This is a genomic window from Pseudomonas sp. Leaf434 (assembly GCF_001425545.1).
Classification (GTDB): Bacteria; Pseudomonadota; Gammaproteobacteria; order Pseudomonadales; family Pseudomonadaceae; genus Aquipseudomonas; species Aquipseudomonas siliginis.
Map to the genome: position 1 here is coordinate 274071 of NZ_LMQZ01000009.1, position 19345 is coordinate 293415.

17 protein-coding genes are annotated in these 19345 nt (G+C 60.4%); 5 read left to right on the top strand and 12 right to left on the bottom strand.

Annotated elements, in window-relative coordinates:
* Positions 1–12: 12 nt before the first annotated feature.
* The 6 genes from ASG55_RS18660 to ASG55_RS18685 all read right to left on the bottom strand — a co-directional run bounded on the left by ASG55_RS18660 (position 13) and on the right by ASG55_RS18685 (position 6261).
* On the bottom strand, positions 13–1293 hold the full coding sequence (locus tag ASG55_RS18660) for a TRAP transporter large permease (RefSeq protein ID WP_016775191.1): 1281 nt from the start codon (positions 1291–1293) through the stop codon (positions 13–15).
* A complete protein-coding gene (locus tag ASG55_RS18665) occupies positions 1293–1820 on the bottom strand; it encodes a TRAP transporter small permease (RefSeq protein WP_056789065.1) in 528 nt (175 codons plus the stop codon). The genes ASG55_RS18660 and ASG55_RS18665 overlap by 1 nt, the downstream gene beginning before the upstream one ends.
* Before the next feature lie 75 nt (positions 1821–1895).
* Positions 1896–2870, bottom strand: coding sequence for a TRAP transporter substrate-binding protein (locus ASG55_RS18670; protein ID WP_056789067.1), 975 nt, complete (start codon positions 2868–2870; stop codon positions 1896–1898).
* Between the two features lie 61 nt (positions 2871–2931).
* Positions 2932–3825, bottom strand: a complete 894-nt coding sequence (locus ASG55_RS18675; RefSeq protein WP_056789070.1) for an SMP-30/gluconolactonase/LRE family protein — start codon at positions 3823–3825, stop codon at positions 2932–2934.
* Positions 3826–3868: 43 nt separating this feature from the next.
* The gene (locus ASG55_RS18680) at positions 3869–4693 is read right to left on the bottom strand and encodes an NAD-dependent epimerase/dehydratase family protein (RefSeq protein ID WP_056789072.1); all 825 of its coding nucleotides are present in this window, start codon (positions 4691–4693) and stop codon (positions 3869–3871) included.
* Between the two features lie 272 nt (positions 4694–4965).
* Positions 4966–6261 (bottom strand): OprD family porin, encoded by a 1296-nt coding sequence (locus ASG55_RS18685; protein ID WP_056789074.1) that lies wholly within the window; start codon positions 6259–6261, stop codon positions 4966–4968.
* Between the two features lie 309 nt (positions 6262–6570).
* Here ASG55_RS18685 and ASG55_RS18690 point away from each other — a divergent pair, with 309 nt between their 5' ends.
* Positions 6571–8226 (top strand): MFS transporter, encoded by a 1656-nt coding sequence (locus tag ASG55_RS18690; RefSeq protein ID WP_056789076.1) that lies wholly within the window; start codon positions 6571–6573, stop codon positions 8224–8226.
* Positions 8223–9365: an HlyD family secretion protein gene (locus ASG55_RS18695; protein ID WP_041480937.1), complete on the top strand. Its 1143-nt coding sequence runs from the start codon at positions 8223–8225 to the stop codon at positions 9363–9365. Before ASG55_RS18690 ends, ASG55_RS18695 begins: the two co-directional genes overlap by 4 nt.
* A 126-nt stretch (positions 9366–9491) precedes the next feature.
* Here ASG55_RS18695 and ASG55_RS18700 read toward each other — a convergent pair whose 3' ends face one another.
* Positions 9492–9686 (bottom strand): hypothetical protein, encoded by a 195-nt coding sequence (locus tag ASG55_RS18700; RefSeq protein ID WP_024013337.1) that lies wholly within the window; start codon positions 9684–9686, stop codon positions 9492–9494.
* Between the two features lie 107 nt (positions 9687–9793).
* On the opposite strand from ASG55_RS18700, the gene thpR reads away from it, so the two are divergent.
* Complete coding sequence (gene thpR, locus ASG55_RS18705) at positions 9794–10333, top strand: RNA 2',3'-cyclic phosphodiesterase (RefSeq protein WP_056789079.1); 540 nt, start codon at positions 9794–9796, stop codon at positions 10331–10333.
* Positions 10334–10577: 244 nt separating this feature from the next.
* Here thpR and ASG55_RS18710 read toward each other — a convergent pair whose 3' ends face one another.
* From ASG55_RS18710 to ASG55_RS18730, 5 genes are all read right to left on the bottom strand, one after another.
* A complete protein-coding gene (locus tag ASG55_RS18710) occupies positions 10578–11675 on the bottom strand; it encodes a polyamine ABC transporter substrate-binding protein (protein WP_024013335.1) in 1098 nt (365 codons plus the stop codon).
* Positions 11676–11870: 195 nt separating this feature from the next.
* Positions 11871–12743 carry an ABC transporter permease subunit gene (locus ASG55_RS18715; RefSeq protein WP_056789082.1) on the bottom strand — a complete coding sequence of 291 codons (873 nt, stop codon included), beginning with the start codon at positions 12741–12743 and terminating at the stop codon, positions 11871–11873.
* A complete protein-coding gene (locus ASG55_RS18720; protein ID WP_024013334.1) occupies positions 12740–13654 on the bottom strand; it encodes an ABC transporter permease subunit in 915 nt (304 codons plus the stop codon). The genes ASG55_RS18715 and ASG55_RS18720 overlap by 4 nt, the downstream gene beginning before the upstream one ends.
* A complete protein-coding gene (gene potA / locus ASG55_RS18725) occupies positions 13651–14793 on the bottom strand; it encodes a polyamine ABC transporter ATP-binding protein (protein WP_024013333.1) in 1143 nt (380 codons plus the stop codon). Before potA ends, ASG55_RS18720 begins: the two co-directional genes overlap by 4 nt.
* A gap of 369 nt (positions 14794–15162) precedes the next feature.
* Positions 15163–15924, bottom strand: coding sequence for a gamma-glutamyl-gamma-aminobutyrate hydrolase family protein (locus ASG55_RS18730; protein ID WP_056789084.1), 762 nt, complete (start codon positions 15922–15924; stop codon positions 15163–15165).
* Between the two features lie 282 nt (positions 15925–16206).
* Between ASG55_RS18730 and ASG55_RS18735 the strand changes: the two genes are divergently transcribed.
* Both ASG55_RS18735 and ASG55_RS18740 read left to right on the top strand, forming a co-directional pair.
* A complete protein-coding gene (locus ASG55_RS18735; protein WP_007918694.1) occupies positions 16207–17583 on the top strand; it encodes a glutamine synthetase family protein in 1377 nt (458 codons plus the stop codon).
* Positions 17584–17837: 254 nt separating this feature from the next.
* Positions 17838–19328, top strand: coding sequence for an aldehyde dehydrogenase (locus ASG55_RS18740; RefSeq protein ID WP_056789087.1), 1491 nt, complete (start codon positions 17838–17840; stop codon positions 19326–19328).
* Positions 19329–19345 lie beyond the last annotated feature (17 nt).

Sequence of the window (19345 nt, forward strand, 5' to 3'; positions counted from 1 at the left end):
CTTTTCAGCGGGTTACAACACCAGGTGCGGCAGCCACAGCGAAATCGCTGGAACGTAGGTCACCAGCAGCAGCACCAGAAACAGCACGCCATAGAACGGCAGCAGCGCTTTTACGGTGCTTTCGATACTGACCTTGCCCACCGCCGAGCCGACGAAGAGCACGGCGCCCACCGGCGGTGTTATCAATCCGATCCCCAGGTTGACCAGCATGATCATGCCGAACTGCACCGGATCGACACCGATGCCCATGATCACTGGCATCAGGATCGGCGTGAGGATCAGGATCAGCGGCGCCATGTCCATCACCGTGCCCAACAGCAGCAACATCACGTTGATGCACATCAGGATCACGTAGCGGTTGTCCGACAGGGTCAGGAACAGCGTGGTGATCTTCGCCGGGATCTGCATCAGGGTCATGATGTAGCCGAAGCTGGCGGCGAAACCGATCAGGATCATCACGATGGAGATGGTGCGCACCGTGCGGTGCATCAGCTTGGGCAGTTCGCTCCATTTGTAGTCGCGGTAGATGAACATGGTCACGAAGAATGACCACAGCACCGCGATGGCCGCCGATTCAGTGGCGGTGAAAATACCCGAGAGAATGCCGCCGAGGATGATCACCATCGCCATCATGCCCCACAGGGCTTCGCCGACGATCTTCAGCGCCTGGCGCATCGGGATCACTTCGCCCTTGGGGTAGTTGCGCTTTTTCGCGAAGATCAGGCACAGCACCATCAGGCAGGCGCTCATCAGCAGGCCCGGGACGATGCCGGCCATGAACAGCGAAGCGATCGACACCGTACCGCCAGCGGCCAGGGAGTAGAGCACCGAGTTATGGCTTGGCGGAGTCAGCAGGGCTTGCACCGAACCGCTGACGGTCACAGCGGTGGAGAAGTCGCGCGGATAACCCTTGCGCTCCATCTCCGGAATCAGCACCGAACCCACCGATGCCGTGTCGGCCACTGACGAACCGGAGATCGCGCCGAAGAACGTCGAGGCAACGATGTTGACCAGCGACAGGCCACCGCGGACGAATCCCACCAGTACCCCGGCACACGCCACCAACCGCCGGGACATGCCGCCCTCGGCCATGATCGCGCCGGCCAGGACGAAGAACGGAATGGCCAGCAGCGAGAATTTGTTCACCCCCGAGGCGACCTGGATCATCACCGCCTGGAAGGGAATGTCGATCCACCATGCGCCGATCAGCGCAGCGGCGCCCAACGCGTAGGCGACCGGCATGCCGATCAGGATCAATACGATAAAACTGCCCAGCAGAATCAGAGCGTCCATTAAGCGGCACCTTCACTTTCTTCAACCAGGTCGAACTGCACGACCCGCCGTTTGCTCTGGTCACCGAGCAAGAGTTTTTCCAGAACAAAAATCAGCGTCAGCAGGCCGCCCACGGGGATCGGCAAATACGTTACGCCAACGCGCAGATCGGGCAGGGCGGCCATGAACTGGTTCCAGGTGGAGATGCACAGCTTGGTGCCCCAGATGGTCATGAAGATGCAGATGGCCGCCATCAGCAGTTGCGAAAAAATCGCTGCTGCGGATTTCAGCTGCGGTGGCATGCGGTCGGTGAGCATGGCCACGGCCATGTGCGCACCGGCGCGGTAACTGGCGGCGGCGCCGATGAAGGTGAACACCATCATCAGCAGGATCGCCGTGGGCTCAGGCCAGCTCGAACCGGTGCCGAGCACGTAGCGGGCGAAGACGCCCCAGGGAATCATCAGGGAAATCGCCAGGACGGAAAGGCCGGCGACCCAGATGCACGTCATGTAGATCTTGTCGTTGATACGCAGCAGCAGATTCTTCATCGGGTTCCACCGTAACCGGGCGCGCCTGAACCGCTGGCGCGCCGGGCCTTTTTCATGAGTACGGAGCGGGAGGTGTTACTGAACGGCTTCGATCTTTTTGATCAGATCTGCGTACTTCGCACCGTACTTTTCACGTACCGGAGCGGTGGCGTCGTAGAAGGGTTTCTTGTCAACGGTGATGAACTCGACGCCGGCTGCCTTGAGTTTTTCTTCACTGGCGGCGGACTTCTTGTCCCACAACACGCGCTCTTCAGCCTGGGCAGCCTTGGCGGCTTTTTTCACCAGTTGCTGTTGATCCGGAGTGAGTTTTTCCCAAGTGATTTTCGACATCACGATCGGCTCCGGCAGGATCAGGTGACCGGTCAGGCTGTAGAACTTGGCGTTCTGGAAGTGGTTGTGTTCGAGCAGGGTCGGCGGGTTGTTTTCCGCGCCGTCGATCACGCCGGTCTGCAGGGCGCTGAAGATTTCGCCGGTGTCCATGGCGATACCGTTGGCACCCATGGCATTCATCATGTCGATGAACATCGGGTTGCCTTGCACGCGAATTTTCATGCCCTTGAGGTCTTCGAGCTTGCGCACCGGTTTTTTGGTGTAGATGTTGCGCGTACCGCCGTCCATCCACGCCAGGGCCACCAATTTGAATTCGGAGTTGGTGATCTTGTCGAGAATCTCATCGCCCACGGGGCCATCGATGACGTTACGCATGTGCTGCTGGTCGCGGAAAATGAACGGCATGTTGAACACGTTCACATCCGGCACCACGGGGCCGACGATACCCAGGCTGACCCGGGACATCTGTATCGCGCCGACTTGCATCTGCTCGATGACTTCCTTCTCGGAACCGAGCACTCCGCCCGGGAAGTACTGGAAGGTCAGCTCGCCGTTGGTTTCCTTTTCAAGCGTTTTGCCCATGCTCTTTTCGGCCACCACAGTTGGGTAACCGTCTGGATGAATATCAGCGAATTTGAGTTTCATATCTGCCTGAGCGCCACCAGCAAAGGTGAACATCAGCGGGAGTGCAGCGGCGAGCAAGGTGCGTTTGAAGTTCATGGGGGGTGAGTCTCCAGTCTTGTTATTTTTGTGTTCAAGGCGCAGCGGTGCAGCAGAGGGTTTAAAGCAAATCGTTGAATTGCGGTTCGGCGAGGCCCTTGACGCCTGGCTTCAGGGCGAACACGCCGCCGGCCAGGGATTGCGGGTCGTGGTCATCGCCGGGGCGAATCGAGGCGACAAACAAGGTATCCAGGTTGCTGCCGCCGAAAGCGCACATGGTCGGTTTCTTCACCGGTACTTCCAGCGAGAAATCCAGTCGGCCATCCGGGGCGAAGCGGTGGATCAGGCCGGCGTCGTTGGCGCAGATCCAGTAACAGCCTTCGGCATCCACGGCAGCGCCATCGGGGCGGCCGGGGAAGTGATTCATGTCGACGAAGATTCGGCGATTCGATGGCGTGCCGGTCTCGGTGTCGTAATCGAAGGCCCAGATCAGTTGCACATTGGGGTGCGAATCCGACAGGTACATGGTCTTGCCGTCAGGGCTGAAAGCGAGGCCGTTGGGCACGATGAAGCCATCCAGCTGCGCTTCGATCACGCCCGTCTGCCCGGCGCTGTAGCGATAGAGCCGGCCTTCAGGCGCGTTCAGGCCCATATTCAGCACCATGCTGCCCGCCCAGAAACGCCCTTGGCGATCGCAGCGACCGTCGTTGAGGCGCATGTCCGCGCGGCTGTGCCCGACGGTGGCGAGCAATTCGCTGTCGAGGCTGCCGTCGCTGTGCGGGTGCAGGCGATAGAAACCGCTTTCCATGCCGGCAACCCAGCCGCCACTGCGGTGGCGGCTGATGCAGGCGAGCATTTGCGGGGCTTTCCACGAGGCGACGTGCCCGGTGTCAGCGCTCCAGCGTTGCAGCCCGCCGTTGGGAATATCGACCCAGTACAGGGCGTTTTCCTGCGGCACCCAGACCGGGCTTTCACCGACCGCGTTGCGGGCGTCGACGATCAATTCGGCTTGCATACTCATTCCCATGGTTTTTATTGGAGGGGATCAAGTCGAACGGTCAGTCGCCGAACGGGCCTGCTGCGACGAAGGCGCCGCCCTGATAGATCCGCGCCGGATCATCGTCGGCTGGCATCGGTTGCGCTTCGACCTTGTCGCGGAACACTTCCGAGGTGTCCTTGGCTTCGAAACCGAGGTGGCTGGCGTAGCGGTTGTCCCACCAGACGTCTTTGTTGGCGGACATGCCGTAGACCACGGTGTGGCCGACATTTGGGGTGTACAGCGAGCGTTCGAGCAGTTGCGTGAGATCGTCGAAGCTCAGCCAGGTGTGCATCATCCGGCGGTTCTGCGGTTCGGGGAACGAGGAGCCGATGCGGATGCTGACGGTTTCGATACCGTAGCGATCGAAGTAGAAACTGGCCATGTCTTCGCCGTAGGACTTGGACAAGCCGTAGTAACCGTCGGGGCGGCGTGGAGATATGGCGTCGAGTTTCTCGTCCTGTTTGTAGAAACCGATGACGTGGTTGGAGCTGGCGAAGATCACCCGCTTCACACCATGCTTGCGTGCCGCTTCGTAAATGTGGAACACGCCGCAGATGTTGGCGCCGAGGATTTCTTCGAACGGGCGCTCGACCGAGACGCCGCCGAAATGCAGGATCGCATCGACTCCTTCGACCAGTTGATGCACGGCTTGCTTGTCGGCGAGGTCGCAGAGCACGACTTCTTCGTGGTCATCGACGGCCGGGGCGAGGGCGGCGATGTCGGACAGGCGCAGCACATTAGCGTAAGGGCGCAGGCGTTCGCGCAGAACTTTGCCCAAGCCTCCGGCGGCACCGGTCAGCAGCAGGCGGTTGAAAGGAGCGCGGGGGGTAGAGGTAGACGTCATGGCAATCCCTGAACACATTGTTATTAGGTTTGTTGTAGGTTGTCGTATGACTGCGCTGAAGTATCGGTAGGGTTTCCGGATCTTGTCAACGCGACTTTTGGTGTAGATGACGGAAGGGGCGATTCATTTTCTCAACACCCTATACCTGACTTGCAATGCAATCCCCTTGTGGGAGCGAGCCTGCTCGCGAAGGCGTTGTGTCAGTCAGAACAAGTCGACTGGTCCGGCGCTTTCGCGAGCAGGCTCGCTCCCACAGGGCAAACCGCCAACCCTTACAACAACGAAATCGGATAGCTGATAAAAATCCGGTTCTCGTCAAATTCGTTGGTGCTGAAGTCCCGGCGAATGGTCGCGTTGCGCCATTTCACGTTGAGGTTCTTCAGCGGGCCGCTCTGCACGGTGTAGGCCAGTTCCGATTCGCGGCCCCATTCCTTGCCGTCGTTGGTGGTGGCGGTGTGTACGTTATCGCCGCTGATATAGCGGTTCATCAGGGTCAGGCCAGGCACGCCCAGCGCAACGAAGTTGTAGTCGTGACGCACCTGCCAGGAGCGCTCTTTGGCGTTGTCATAACTGGCGTTGTAACTGTCGTTGGCCAGGGTGCCGCCGCTGGTGCCGTTGACGCGCATCCAGGCATCGTCGCCGGTGAGTTTCTGCAGGCCGACGTAGAAGGTGTTGCCACCGTACTTGGCCGAGAGCAGGGCGAACGCGGTCTTGTTGTCGAGGTCGCCGGCCTGAGCGCTGCCGTCTTCCTTGCCGGTGAAGAAACCGAGGTTGGCGCCCAGCGTCCAGTCGCCCATCGGCTGGCTGTGGCTGAGGTTGAAATACTGCTGCTGATAGATGTCGGTGAGCTCGGCGTACCACACGCCGACCATGGTGCGTTTTTCGTTGAAGGTGTATTCGCCGCCGCCGAAGTTGAAGCGATCGGAGGTGAAAGCACCGCGGCCGTTCATCGACATGTCTTCCATGCTCGCGTCATTGCGCGGGCTGTTGCCACGGAACTGGCCGCCGTAAACGGTCAGGCCGTTGATCTCGGTGGACGTGATCTGGCCGCCGCGAAAGGTCTGCGGCAGGGAGCGGCCATCGTCGGAACGCAGGATCGGCAATACCGGCATCCATTCGCCGACCTTCAATTCGGTCTTCGAGACTTTGGCTTTCAGCGCCACGCCGAGGCGACCGAAATTGTCGGCCGGGCGCCCGTCATCATGGATCGGCAACAGTTGCGTGCCGCCAGTGCCTTTGCCGCCATCGAGCTTTTGCGAGTAAAGCCCGAGCACATCGAGGCCGAAGCCGACGGTGCCTTGGGTGAAGCCGGATTTGGCGTCGAGAATGAAGCTCTGCGTCCACTCTTCAGCCTTGCCCTGCGGATAGGCCGGGTTGACGAAGTTGCGGTTGAAGTAGGCGTTGCGCAGGTTCAGCGTGGCTTTGCTGTCGTCGAAAAAGCCTTCGGCATCAGCGCTCATGGGCAAGGCCAGAGCGAGGCTGCTGCAACCGATCAGGCTGAGGGTCGAACGCGGCTTGAAATGGGCAAAACGTGAAGGGCGGACGGAATTGCGGGCGAGTGGGCTCACTGTGACGCTCCCTGGATCATTTGTTGTTTTTATTATTTGTCATACGTCGTCGTACAACATCGATGCGGATATTTCCCAGATTTTCAGGGATTGTCAACTGGAAGTTATACGATGACCTCCCATGCGACGCCGAACCCATGTGGGAGCGAGCCTGCTCGCGAATGCGGACTTTCAATCAATGAAGTTGTCGACTGACACAGCGCTTTCGCGAGCAGGCTCGCTCCCACAGGGTTCCTTGGTGTCTGTCGAGTCGTGTATTGCCCGTCAAATTGCGGCAAACTTCCTTCACCCCCAGCACCAGGCCGATTCATGGATAAATACGCCCCGCGCAACTGGCAACCCCACGAAAAGCCCAGCCTGCCCGGTTCTCCGTCGACACCGCTGCACTCCACGCCCAAGCGCCTGGCGTACGCGGCGGTTGGCGTGCTGGTGGCGGTGACCGGTGGGCTGGGAAACTCGCTGGTGGTTGCCAACCTGCCTTACCTGCAAGGCTCGCTCGGCGCGACCACGGCGGAGATGGCCTGGCTGCCGGCGGCGTATGTGATGACCAACGTGTCGATGAACCTGCTGCTGGTGAAGTTTCGCCAGCAATTCGGCTTGCGCGCGTTCACCGAAGTGTTTCTGGTGCTGTATGCGCTGGTGACCTTCGGCCATTTGTTCGTCAACGATCTCAACTCGGCAGTGGCGGTGCGAGCGGCGCACGGCATGGTCGGTGCGGCGCTGAGCTCGCTGGGTCTGTATTACATGGTGCAGGCGTTTCCGGCGAAGTGGCGGCTCAAAGCGTTGGTACTCGGCCTCGGCACGTCGCAACTGGCGTTACCGCTGGCGCGGCTGTTTTCCGAAGACCTGTTGCAGATCGCCGAATGGCGCGGCCTCTATCTGTTCGAATTGGGCATGGCCCTGCTGTCACTCGGCTGTGTGTTGCTGCTGAAGTTGCCGCCCGGTGACCGCTTCAAGACCTTCGAAAAACTCGACTTCCTGACCTTCGCCATTCTCGCCACCGGTGTGGCGTTGTTGTGCGCGGTGCTGTCGCTGGGGCGCATCGACTGGTGGCTGGAGGCGGACTGGATCGGCGTGGCGCTGGCCTGTTCGATCGCGCTGATCATTATGGGCCTGGCCATTGAGCACAATCGCAGCAACCCGATGTTGATGACCCGCTGGCTGGGCAGCGGAACGATGATTCGCCTGGCGCTCGCGGTGACCCTGATTCGCATGGTCACCTCGGAGCAATCCACCGGCGCGGTCGGTTTCATGCAGAACCTCAACATGGGCTATGAGCAATTGCACAGTCTGTATGTGGTGATGCTGATCGGCAGTATCGCCGGGCTTGCCACCAGCGCACTGACCATCGACCCCAAACACTTGCTGATGCCGTTGATCATCTCGCTGGCACTGATGGCCACCGGTTCGGTGATGGACAGTTTTTCCAACAACCTGACACGCCCGCAAAATCTCTACTTCAGCCAGTTCCTGCTGGCGTTCGGCAGTACGTTTTTTCTCGGCCCGACCATGGTCTTCGGCACGCGCAACGTGCTGACCAATCCGCGCAACCTGGTGAGCTTTTCCGTGCTGTTCGGGATCTGCAATAACCTCGGCGGGCTGCTCGGCGCGGCGTTGCTTGGCACTTTTCAGATCGTGCGGGAGAAGTACCATTCCAGCCACATCGTCGATCATCTGGTGATGTCCGATCCGTTGGTGGCGGCGCGCGTGCAGAGCGGCGGTTCGGCCTACGGCGGTTTGCTCGCCGATCCGAGCCTGCGCAATCTGGCCGGCATGCGCAGCCTCGCCAATGCGGCGACACGCGAAGCGAACGTGCTGGCCTATAACGATGTCTTCATGCTGATCGCGGTCATTGCCGTCTTGACCATGATCTGGCTTTCGATTCGCGCGTTGTGGCTGATGAGCACCACCAAAGCCATTGAACCGACACCTTCCGTACCACCCAGCGGTGCCACTTCTTCATGACCGAACCGACCACCACAACTACCAATGCCATTGCCGCCACGCCTGAAGGTGAGGCGCCGCCATCGTCACCCAATACCGCGCCGCGTTCGCTGCGGGTGCGGATCATTTCTTCGCTGGGCTTTGCCGCAATCGCCATCGTCGGTGTCCTGATCGTGCTGTATGCGTGGCAACTGCCGCCGTTCAGCAGTGCGGTCGAAACCACCGAAAACGCCTTGGTGCGCGGGCAGGTGACGATCATCGGCCCGCAGCTCAGCGGCTATGTGTTCGAGGTGCCGGTGCAGGACTTCCAGTACGTCAAGGCCGGGGATCTGCTGGTGCGTCTGGACGACCGCATTTATCAGCAACGCCTCGACCAGTCCCTGGCACAATTGGCGGTGCAGAAGGCCGGGCTGGCCAACGTCGTGCAGCAACGCAACAGCGCTGAAGCGACGATCAAATTGCGTCAGGCGGTGCTCGCCGACAGCCAGGCGCAGTTGCGCAAGAGCGAGGCCGATCTGCGGCGTAATCAGGAACTGGTGCGCGACGGCTCGGTGTCCAAACGCGAGTTCGACGTGACCCTTGCTGCCAACGCGCAGAGCACGGCTTCTGTGGCGCAGGCCAAGGCCAATCTGGAAATCGCCCGGCAGGATCTGCAAACGGTGATCGTCAATCGCGGCTCGCTGGAAGCCGCCGTGGCCAGTGCTGAAGCAGCGGTGCAACTGGCGCGGATCGATCTGTCGAACACGCGGATTGTCGCCCCGCGCGACGGCCAGCTCGGGCAGATCGGCGTGCGCCTCGGCGCCTACGTCAACTCCGGCGCGCAGTTGATGGCGTTGGTCCCGGACCAGAAATGGGTGATCGCCAACATGAAGGAAACCCAGATGGCCAACGTACGTGTCGGGCAACCGGTGCGCTTCACCGTCGACGCCTTGAACCACCGCAGATTCACCGGCCATGTGCAGCATATTTCGCCGGGCACCGGCTCGGAATTTGCCTTGCTGCAGGCCGACAACGCCACCGGCAACTTCGTCAAGATCGCCCAGCGCGTGCCGGTGCGCATCACCATCGATCCCGATCAGCAGGAAGCAGAACGCTTGCGGCCGGGGATGTCAGTTGTTGTCAGCATCGACACCGCCGCCGGCGACACCCAACCCCACTGATCAATGCATAACCCTGTGGGAGCGAGCCTGCTCGCGAAAGCGTCGTATCAGTAACATTTCTTTATCTGACACACCGCTTTCGCGAGCAGGCTCGCTCCCACAGGATTAGTGCTCACGGGGCTCTATTCATTCGGGCGAGGGGGTGACCCGGCAACTTTTGCGGTTGCGAATCTGCTCGTCGCTGGGCCGTTCGCGGACGAATTCGAAGCGCGGTTCGCCTTCGCTGTAATGCACCAGCCAGCCCCATTCCAGTTCACTTTCGTCCTGTCCGGGATGTGGTGGCCGGGCCCACCAGGGTTCTTTGCTGAGGATCTCGCGCATGGCAGCCTCCGGTTGATGGCAATCCCTGAACTATAGCTTCCTGTCGCGAGTCGTCAGCACAGGCTGTGTAGAATCGGCGTGATCATGACGAACAAGGGGGCAGGGCAATGATTGATGGGGTGCGCAAGGATGAACCTGCAAAGCGGCTGTTCTTTGCCCTCGATTGCCCGCCGGCGCAGCGCAAGGCAATCGCCCAGTGGCGCGCGGAGCTGGGCCTGCGCAGCGGCAAACCGGTGCCGGCGGATAACTTTCATCTGACTCTGCTGTTTCTTGGAGCGGTGCCGCTGGCGCAGATTCATGGCGTCTGTGAAGCAGCGAGCAGTGTGCGTATTCCCGGCGAAACGTTGCGTATTGAGCTGGATCGCTTGCAGGTCTGGCATCGCGCCGGTGTGCTGTCGCTGGCGCCCGAGCAGGCACCGCCGGCGCTGTTGCGCCTGGTCTACGCGCTGGAGCAGGCGATGCTGCCGTTCGGTTTTGAACAACCCACCCACGAGTTCCGTCCGCACTTGACGCTGGCCCGCGAGTACCGCGCGCCGGAGCCGGAAGCGCGCACGCCGCCGGAGTTTTTCCTGCGCCCTGAACGCTTCGGCTTATTCGAATCGCACAAGGGCCGCTATCGAGTTGTGCAGGACTGGCCGCTGATCTGAACGGACAAAAAAAGGCGCCCGAAGGCGCCTGCAAATTCACCCGAGCCGAGGGAGCCGGGTGAGGCCGTTCAGAGCAGGGTGCAGCGGTGGTAAGGCGCTGCGTGAACGGAAAATTTTCAGCACTGCATTGCTTCATTGTGGGAGCGAGCCTGCTCGCGAAAGGGTCGGCACATGCGGCATCTCAATCGCCTGACACGACGCCTTCGCGAGCAGGCTCGCTCCCACATTTTGATCATCGGTGTTTTTATTTACCGAGCTTCACCCGCGTCCAGCCGCGCGTCATGATCCGCTGTGTGGCAATCGGCTGATCCGGCACTGCATACAAAGTCGCCATCACCGCTTGCGACGGATACGAGCCCGGTTCGTTGCGGATCGCTTCGTCCACCAGTGGCGTGGCCGCTGCGTTGGCGTTGCTGTAGCCGATGCTGTTGGTGACTTCGGCGATGATGTCCGGGCGCATCAGGAAATCCATGAACAGGTAGGCATTGTCGACGTTCGCCGCATCACGGGGGATGGCGACCATGTCGTAGAAACTGCCGGCGCCTTCCTTGGGAATGCTGTAGTCGATCACCACGTTGTTGCCCGATTCCACCGCGCGGGCCTTGGCCTGCAGGACGTCGCCGGAGTAACCGACCGCCACGCAGATGTTGCCGTTAGCCAGATCGGAGATGTACTTCGAGGAATGGAAATACGCCACGTAAGGGCGGATTTTCATGAACAGCGCTTCGGCTTCGGCGATGTGCGCCTTGTCCTTGTCGTTCACCGGATAGCCCAGGTAGTGCAGGGCGGCCGGGAGCATTTCGGTCGGCGAATCGAGGAAACTGATGCCACAGGCTTTGAGTTTTTCCGCGTTCTCCGGTTTGAACAGCAAGTCCCAGGAGTTGGTCGGGGCGTTGGCGCCGAGCACTTCCTTGACCTTCGCCGGGTTGAAACCGATGCCGATCGAGCCCCACATGTACGGGAACGCATGCGCGTTGTCCGGATCACTGGCGGAAGCGTTTTTCAGCAATACCGGGTTGAGATTCTTCCAGTTCGGCAGCTTCGACTTGTCCAGCGGCTGGTAGACGCCGGCTTTGATCTGCTTGGCCAGAAAACTGTTCGACGGCACGACGATGTCATAGCCGGATTTGCCCGCGAGCAGGCGCGCTTCAAGGGTTTCGTTGCTGTCGAAGACGTCGTAGGTCACGCGAATGCCGGTCTCGTCTTCGAACTTTTTCACGGTGTCCGGCGCGATGTAATCGGACCAGTTGTAAACACGCAGCACCTTGTCGTTGGCCTGGGCGCCCATGACCATTGCGCCCATTAAGGACAGTGTCAGCAGAGTCCTGCCAAACATTTTCATCGGTACAACTCCCTTCTTCTTATTCAAAAACACAAAAGCTCGGTGCACTTGAACCTTGTGGCGAGGGGATTTATCCCCGCTCGGCTGCGTAGCAGTCGCAAAACCTGAATACGGAGTCTTCAGGTAGAACTGCAGGGGCCGCTTCGCAGCCCAACGGGGATAAATCCCCTCGCCACAGTTGTTCATCGGTGTTGCTCAGGCAGTCGCCGTTGCCGGCTGTTGCCACGACTCGTTCGCGGTCTGATCCATCGCTTCCTGAATCGCCCGTTTGCGGTTGGCCTCTGCCTTGCGGCCGAAGTACCAGACCAGGAAAGTCACCAGCGACACTGCCAGCAGAATCAGGCTGGCCACGGCGTTGATCTCGGGTTTCACACCCAGGCGCACCGCCGAGAACACTTCCATCGGCAGCGTCGTCGAGCCCGGCCCGGAAACGAAACTCGCCAGCACCAGATCGTCCAGCGACAAGGCAAACGACATCATTCCGCCGGCGGCCAGCGACGGCGCGATCATGGGAATGGTGATCAGGAAAAACACTTTGAATGGTTTGGCGCCGAGGTCCATCGCCGCTTCTTCGATCGACAGATCCAGCTCGCGAAGGCGCGCGGAGACTACCACCGCGACATAGGCTGCACAAAACGTGGTGTGGGCGATCCAGATGGTGACGATGCCGCGCTCCTGCGGCCAGCCGATCAGTTGCGCCATCGCCACGAACAGCAGCAACAGCGACAGGCCGGTGATCACTTCCGGCATCACCAACGGCGCGGTCACCAGACCACCAAACAGCGTGCGACCCTTGAAGCGCGTCACCCGCGTCAGCACGAACGCCGCCAGTGTCCCCAGTGCCACAGCGGCAATCGCGGTGTAGCAGGCGATCTCCAGCGAACGCAGCACCGAGCCCATCAGTTGCGTGTTGTCGAGCAGGCCGACATACCACTTCACTGACCAGCCACCCCACACCGTCACCAGTTTCGAGGCGTTGAACGAGTAGATCACCAGAATCAGCATCGGCAGATAAATGAACATCAAGCCGAAGATCAGCATGAACTTGGAAAAGTTGAAGCGTTTCATCCCCGTGCCTCCATCTCTTTGGCCTGGCTGCGGTTGAACAGCAGAATCGGCACAATCAGGATCAACAGCATCACCACCGCCAGCGCGGAAGCCACCGGCCAGTCGCGGTTATTGAAGAACTCCTGCCACAGCACGCGACCGATCATCAGCGTCTCCGGGCCACCCAGCAGTTCTGGAATCACGAACTCGCCGACCACCGGAATGAACACCAGCATGCAGCCGGCAATGATGCCGTTCTTGGCCAGCGGCACGGTGATCTTCCAGAAGTTGTTGAAGTTACTCGAACCCAGATCCTGCGCGGCTTCCAGCAGGCTATTGTCGTGCTTGACGAGGTTGGCGTAGAGCGGCAGCACCATGAACGGCAGATAGGCATAGACCACGCCGATGTACACCGCAGTGTTGGTGTTGAGGATTTCGATCGGGTGGTCGGTGAGCCCGGTCCACATCAGGAACCCGTTGAGCAGACCGTTGTTGCTGAGGATGCCCATCCACGCATACACGCGGATCAGGATCGCCGTCCAGGTCGGCATCATGATCAACAGCAGCAGGACGTTTTGCGTTTCCTTGCCGGTCTTGGTGATCGCGTAAGCCATCGGAAAACCGATCACCAGGCACATCAGCGTGCTCAATGCCGCGACCTTCAGCGAGCCGAGATACGCCGACAGGTACAGTTCGTCTTCGCCGAGCAGGGTGTAGTTGCCGATGTTCAGCAGCAGCTGGAATTTCTGTTCGGCGAAGGTGTAGATCTCCGAGTACGGCGGGATCGACAGCGCGGCTTCCGAAAAGCTGATCTTCATCACCAGAAAGAACGGCAGCATGAAGAACAGGAACAGCCAGATGAACGGAATGCCGATCACCAGTTTTCGTCCGCTGGGCACCAGGCGCAAGAATTGCTGATTGAAAGTTCTCATGAGCGCAGCACCACGCCGCTGTCGTCTTCCCACCAGACGTAGACCTTGTCGTCCCAGGTCGGCCGCGCGCCACGGCGTTCGGCATTGGCCATGAACGACTGGACGATCTTGCCGCCGGGCAGCTCGACGTAGAACACCGAGTGGCCGCCGAGGTAAGCGATGTCGTGGACCTTGCCTTCGGACCAGTTGTAGCGGAACTCCGGTTGGGTGGTGCTGACGAGCATTTTTTCCGGGCGGATGGCGTAGGTGATCGACTTGTCCTGCACCGAGGTGCTGACGCCGTGACCGACATAGATCTTCTGCTGCAAGTCGGGGCTGTGAATGATCGCGTGGCCTTCCAGATCTTCCACCACGGTGCCGTCGAAGGCGTTCACGTTGCCGATGAATTCGCAGACCATGCGGCTGACCGGCGCTTCATAAATGTCCACCGGGCTGCCGATCTGCGCGATCCAGCCCAGGTGCATGATCGCGATGCGCTGGGCCATGGTCATGGCTTCTTCCTGGTCGTGGGTCACCATCACGCAAGTCACGCCGACGCGCTCGATGATCTCGACCAACTCAAGCTGCATCTGCGAACGCAGCTTTTTATCCAGCGCACCCATCGGCTCGTCGAGCAGCAACAGTTTCGGCCGTTTGGCCAACGAGCGGGCGAGGGCGACGCGCTGCCGCTGGCCGCCGGACAACTGGTGCGGGCGGCGCTTGGCGTATTGGGTCATGTGCACAAGGCGCAGCATTTCTTCGACGCGAGCATCGATTTCGCTGGCAGGCAAACGGTCCTGTTTGAGGCCGAAGGCGATGTTCTGTGCCACGGTCATGTGCGGGAACAGCGCGTAGGACTGGAACATCATGTTGATCGGCCGCTCGTAAGGCGGCATGTCGGTGATGTCCACGCCATCGAGCAGAATCCGCCCCTCGGTCGGCCGCTCGAAACCGGCGAGCATGCGCAGCAGAGTCGATTTGCCCGAACCGGAACCGCCCAGCAGCGCGAAAATCTCGCCCTGATGGATCTCCAGGGACACATCGTCCACGGCCACGGTTTCGTCGAACTTCTTGGTGACACGATCGACTTTCACCAGCACCTTTTTCGGTTGCTGCTGACCCTCGAGTGCCTTGCGGTAAGTGCTGGAGGCGTTTGCCATGTGAAACTCCCAACAGTTGTCGTGTGCCTGGCCAATGTGGCCGGGCTTAAGTGGATTGCGGAGCGGTCCGGAATGCCTGTCAGCTGGCGCAGAACCTGTGGGAGCGAGCCTGCTCGCGAATACGGAGTGTCAGTCGACATCATCGTTTGCTGATACACCGCTTTCGCGAGCAGGCTCGCTCCCACAGGGGATATGCGTTGACCTGAGTGGCCTTTGTCCGTACCGATCCGGCTTGTTCGGCGCCGCCGTCCTGGCTGCCTGGGTCGTACTTGTTGTTATCACGGGTGTTGCGGTTCACGACGGGCGGATGTGCAAACGCACACCCSCCAGCCGTGGGGGCAGTAAATCGTTATCTGGTCTGGGATTGCGTCAGCGCTGACTGCGCCTCGCCGCCCGTTGCCGGCACGCCGCGCCGAACGCCTGGAAAATCCTCAGGTAGTTCGGGTTGTCCAGCACCTGCCATTCCGGGTGCCATTGCACGCCGAGGGCGAAGGTCGGGCTGTGCTCGACCGAGATCGCTTCGATCAAACCGTCCGGCGCCACGGCTTCAGCACGCAGGCCGGGGGCGAGGCGGTCGATGCCCTGACTGTGAATCGAATTGACCTGAAATTCGTCGGGCAACTCCAGCGCTTCGAACACGCCGCCAGCGATCACACTGACCGCATGGGCCGGGGCGTATTGCACGGCCACGTCCGGGCTGTCGGCTTCACGGTGATCGAGCATGCCGGGCAGCTCGTGCACCTTCTGATGCAGGCTGCCGCCGAAGGCCACGTTCATTTCCTGGAAGCCACGGCAGATACCGAGCACCGGAACGCCCGCCGCGATGGCTGCACGCAATAAAGGAAGGGTGGTGGCGTCGCGGGCCGGATCATGATCCGTGCCGGGGGCGCTGGCCGGGCCTTGATAGTGGAAGGGCTCCACGTTCGAGGGAGAGCCGGTGAGCAACAGACCGTCGAGCTGACCGAGCAGGTCATCGATTTCAGTCAGGTTGCCGAGGGAAGGAATGACCACTGGCAACCCTTGAGCGCCAACGCTGACAGCACGTACGTACTTGTCGCCGCTGATGTGATAGGGGTGCAGGCCAATCTGTTTGACGCACGCAGTAACGCCGATCAATGGCTTGAATGCCATTTTTATTCACCTCGAAGTCTGTCACTTGAACGAGCTTTTCCGGAGCTTAGCTTCGTTGATTTTAATTAACAACTGTCATGTAAAAAATTCTAAACGCGGTTCATCAAATCGCTTAGGTTTACCGGGGTTTACCGGCGGATATGGCACGAGAGTGTTAAGAAAAGCCCGAAAAATAAAGGCTGCAGGGCAGGGTGTTCGCTATTGACTTCACTTTGCCTTTCGGATTGACTGGCTGCGCAACACAGTGGTGAACATAATAATTAACAGCTAAATAGGTGCATCATGTCGGTCCCTCTGCGTACCGTTCAACTCAACGAAGCCAACGCATTCCTTAAGAAATATCCTGAGGTTTTGTACGTCGACCTTCTGATTGCGGATATGAACGGTGTGGTGCGCGGCAAGCGCATCGAACGCACCAGTCTTCATAAGGTGTACGAAAAAGGCATCAACCTGCCGGCGTCGCTCTTTGCGCTGGACATCAACGGCTCGACGGTGGAAAGCACCGGCCTGGGCCTGGATATCGGCGATGCCGATCGCATCTGTTACCCGATCCCCGGCACCCTGAGCATCGAGCCGTGGCAAAAACGCCCGACCGCTCAACTGCTGATGACCATGCACGAGATCGAAGGTCAGCCGTTCTTCGCCGACCCGCGTGAAGTACTGGCCAACGTTGTGCGCAAATTCGATGACCTCGGCCTGACTATTTGCGCGGCGTTCGAACTCGAGTTCTACCTGATCGACCAGGACAACGTGAATGGCCGTCCGCAATCGCCACGTTCACCGGTATCCGGCAAGCGTCCGGTGTCGACTCAGGTCTACCTGATCGACGATCTCGACGAATACGTCGATTGCCTGCAAGACATCCTCGAAGGCGCGAAAGAGCAGGGCATTCCCGCTGATGCGATCGTCAAGGAAAGCGCCCCGGCGCAGTTCGAAGTCAACCTGCATCACGTCTCCGACCCGATCAAGGCCTGCGATTACGCGGTCCTGCTCAAGCGTCTGGTGAAGAACATCGCCTACGACCACGAGATGGACACGACTTTCATGGCCAAGCCGTATCCGGGCCAGGCCGGCAATGGTTTGCACGTGCACATTTCGATTCTGGACAAAGAAGGCAACAACATCTTCGCCAGCGAGGATCCCGAGCAGAACGCCGCACTGCGTCACGCGATCGGCGGTGTGCTCGAGACCCTGCCGGCGCAGATGGCGTTCCTCTGCCCGAACGTCAACTCCTATCGCCGCTTCGGCGCGCAGTTCTATGTGCCGAACTCGCCGAGCTGGGGCATCGACAACCGCACCGTGGCCGTGCGCGTGCCGACCGGTTCAGCGGACGCCGTGCGCATCGAGCACCGCGTCGCCGGTGCTGATGCCAACCCGTACCTGCTGATGGCGTCGGTGCTGGCCGGTATCCACCACGGGCTTACCAACCAGATCGAGCCTGGCGCGCCGGTCGAAGGCAACAGCTACGAGCAGAACGAGCAGAGTCTGCCGAACAACCTGCGCGACGCCTTGCGCGAGCTCGACGACAGCGAAGTCATGGCGCGCTACATCGACCCGATGTACATCGACGTGTTCGTCGCGTGCAAGGAAAGCGAGCTGGCCGAGTTCGAGAACTCGATTTCTGACCTTGAGTACAACTGGTATCTGCATACGGTCTGAAGATCAAAAGCCCCTCACCCTAACCCTCTCCCGGAGGGAGAGGGGACTGACCGCGTCGTCTGGAGATATCCGGCGACCTGAACGATCCAGTCGATGATGGATTCGGCAAAGATTTTTCAGGTCGGCGCAGTTACCAGACATCCCCCGATCGGTCCCCTCTCCCTCTGGGAGAGGGCTAGGGTGAGGGCAGCGATTCCCGGCCAGACAAAGCAACCAGACCAACCCCCAAATTCCCCCTTGTCGAGCTCAAAACAATGACCACAACCCGCAACGACTGGGAACAACGCTTCCAGTCTCTGTCCATCGAATCCCGCGCCTTCATTAACGGTGAATATCGCCCGGCACTCAGTGGCGACACCTTCGAATGCCTGAGCCCGGTCGATGGCCGCTTTCTTGCCGCCGTCGCCAGCACCGATGAAGCCGACGCCAACCTGGCCGTCGAAGCCGCGCGCCAGTCCTTCAACTCCGGCATCTGGGCGAAAAAAGCCCCGGCCGAGCGCAAGCGCGTGCTGATCCGCTTCGCCGATCTGATCCTGCAGCACCAGGAAGAACTGGCGCTGCTGGAAACCCTCGACATGGGCAAACCGATCAGCGATTCGATGAGCATCGACATCCCGGCGACCGCCAACGCGATCCGCTGGAGCGCCGAGGCCATCGACAAGATCTACGACGAAGTCGCCGCCACGCCCCACGACCAACTCGGCCTCGTCACCCGTGAGCCGTCCGGTGTGGTCGCAGCGATCGTGCCGTGGAATTTCCCGCTGATCATGGCCAGCTGGAAATTCGCCCCGGCGCTGGCGGCGGGTAACTCGTTCATCCTCAAGCCTTCGGAAAAATCACCGCTGACCGCCATCCGCATCGCGCAACTGGCGCTGGAGGCGGGCATTCCGGAGGGCGTGTTCAACGTGCTGCCGGGCTACGGCCACACCGTCGGCAAGGCGCTGGCGTTGCACATGGACGTCGACGTGCTGGCCTTCACCGGCTCCACGGCGATCGCCAAGCAGCTGATGATCTATGCCGGCCAGAGCAACATGAAACGCGTCTGGCTCGAGGCCGGCGGCAAGAGCCCGAACGTGGTGTTCGCCGACGCCCCGGACCTGCGCGCGGCAGCCCAGGCAGCAGCCAGTGCCATCGCCTTCAACCAGGGCGAAGTCTGCACTGCCGGCTCGCGTCTGCTGGTCGAGCGCTCGATTCGCGAGCAGTTCATCCCGCTGCTGGTGGAAGCGCTGCAAGCGTGGAAACCGGGGCATGCGCTTGATCCGGCGACCACCGTCGGCGCCGTGGTCGACCAGCGTCAACTGGACAACGTGCTGCGCTACATCAGCATCGGCCGCGAGCAGGGCGCCGAGTTGATTGCCGGCGGCCAACGCACCCTCGAAGAAACCGGCGGCCTCTACGTGCAGCCAGCGATCTTCGACGGCGTGACCAATGCGATGACTATCGCCCAAGAAGAAATCTTCGGCCCGGTGCTGTCGCTGATCACCTTCGACACTGCCGAAGAAGCCCTGCAGATCGCCAACGACAGCATCTTCGGCCTCGCCGCCGGGGTGTGGACCAGCAACCTGAGCAAGGCTCACACCTTCGCCCGCGGTTTGCGCGCCGGCAGCGTCTGGGTCAACCAGTACGACGGCGGCGACATGACCGCGCCGTTCGGTGGCTTCAAGCAATCGGGCAACGGTCGCGACAAATCGCTGCATGCGTTCGACAAGTACACCGAACTGAAAGCGACCTGGATCAAGCTCTGACTCTTTTACAGCGGCGG

What these genes read in the sequence shown, in the direction of transcription:
- ASG55_RS18660 (WP_016775191.1), bottom strand. Translation starts at nt 1,293, where the DNA reads ATGGACGCTCTGATTCTGCTGGGCAGTTTTATCGTATTGATCCTGATC.
- ASG55_RS18665 (WP_056789065.1), bottom strand. Translation starts at nt 1,820, where the DNA reads ATGAAGAATCTGCTGCTGCGTATCAACGACAAGATCTACATGACGTGC.
- ASG55_RS18670 (WP_056789067.1), bottom strand. Translation starts at nt 2,870, where the DNA reads ATGAACTTCAAACGCACCTTGCTCGCCGCTGCACTCCCGCTGATGTTC.
- ASG55_RS18675 (WP_056789070.1), bottom strand. Translation starts at nt 3,825, where the DNA reads ATGCAAGCCGAATTGATCGTCGACGCCCGCAACGCGGTCGGTGAAAGC.
- ASG55_RS18680 (WP_056789072.1), bottom strand. Translation starts at nt 4,693, where the DNA reads ATGACGTCTACCTCTACCCCCCGCGCTCCTTTCAACCGCCTGCTGCTG.
- ASG55_RS18690 (WP_056789076.1), top strand. Translation starts at nt 6,571, where the DNA reads ATGGATAAATACGCCCCGCGCAACTGGCAACCCCACGAAAAGCCCAGC.
- ASG55_RS18695 (WP_041480937.1), top strand. Translation starts at nt 8,223, where the DNA reads ATGACCGAACCGACCACCACAACTACCAATGCCATTGCCGCCACGCCT.
- ASG55_RS18700 (WP_024013337.1), bottom strand. Translation starts at nt 9,686, where the DNA reads ATGCGCGAGATCCTCAGCAAAGAACCCTGGTGGGCCCGGCCACCACAT.
- thpR (WP_056789079.1), top strand. Translation starts at nt 9,794, where the DNA reads ATGATTGATGGGGTGCGCAAGGATGAACCTGCAAAGCGGCTGTTCTTT.
- ASG55_RS18710 (WP_024013335.1), bottom strand. Translation starts at nt 11,675, where the DNA reads ATGAAAATGTTTGGCAGGACTCTGCTGACACTGTCCTTAATGGGCGCA.
- ASG55_RS18715 (WP_056789082.1), bottom strand. Translation starts at nt 12,743, where the DNA reads ATGAAACGCTTCAACTTTTCCAAGTTCATGCTGATCTTCGGCTTGATG.
- ASG55_RS18720 (WP_024013334.1), bottom strand. Translation starts at nt 13,654, where the DNA reads ATGAGAACTTTCAATCAGCAATTCTTGCGCCTGGTGCCCAGCGGACGA.
- potA (WP_024013333.1), bottom strand. Translation starts at nt 14,793, where the DNA reads ATGGCAAACGCCTCCAGCACTTACCGCAAGGCACTCGAGGGTCAGCAG.
- ASG55_RS18730 (WP_056789084.1), bottom strand. Translation starts at nt 15,924, where the DNA reads ATGGCATTCAAGCCATTGATCGGCGTTACTGCGTGCGTCAAACAGATT.
- ASG55_RS18735 (WP_007918694.1), top strand. Translation starts at nt 16,207, where the DNA reads ATGTCGGTCCCTCTGCGTACCGTTCAACTCAACGAAGCCAACGCATTC.
- ASG55_RS18740 (WP_056789087.1), top strand. Translation starts at nt 17,838, where the DNA reads ATGACCACAACCCGCAACGACTGGGAACAACGCTTCCAGTCTCTGTCC.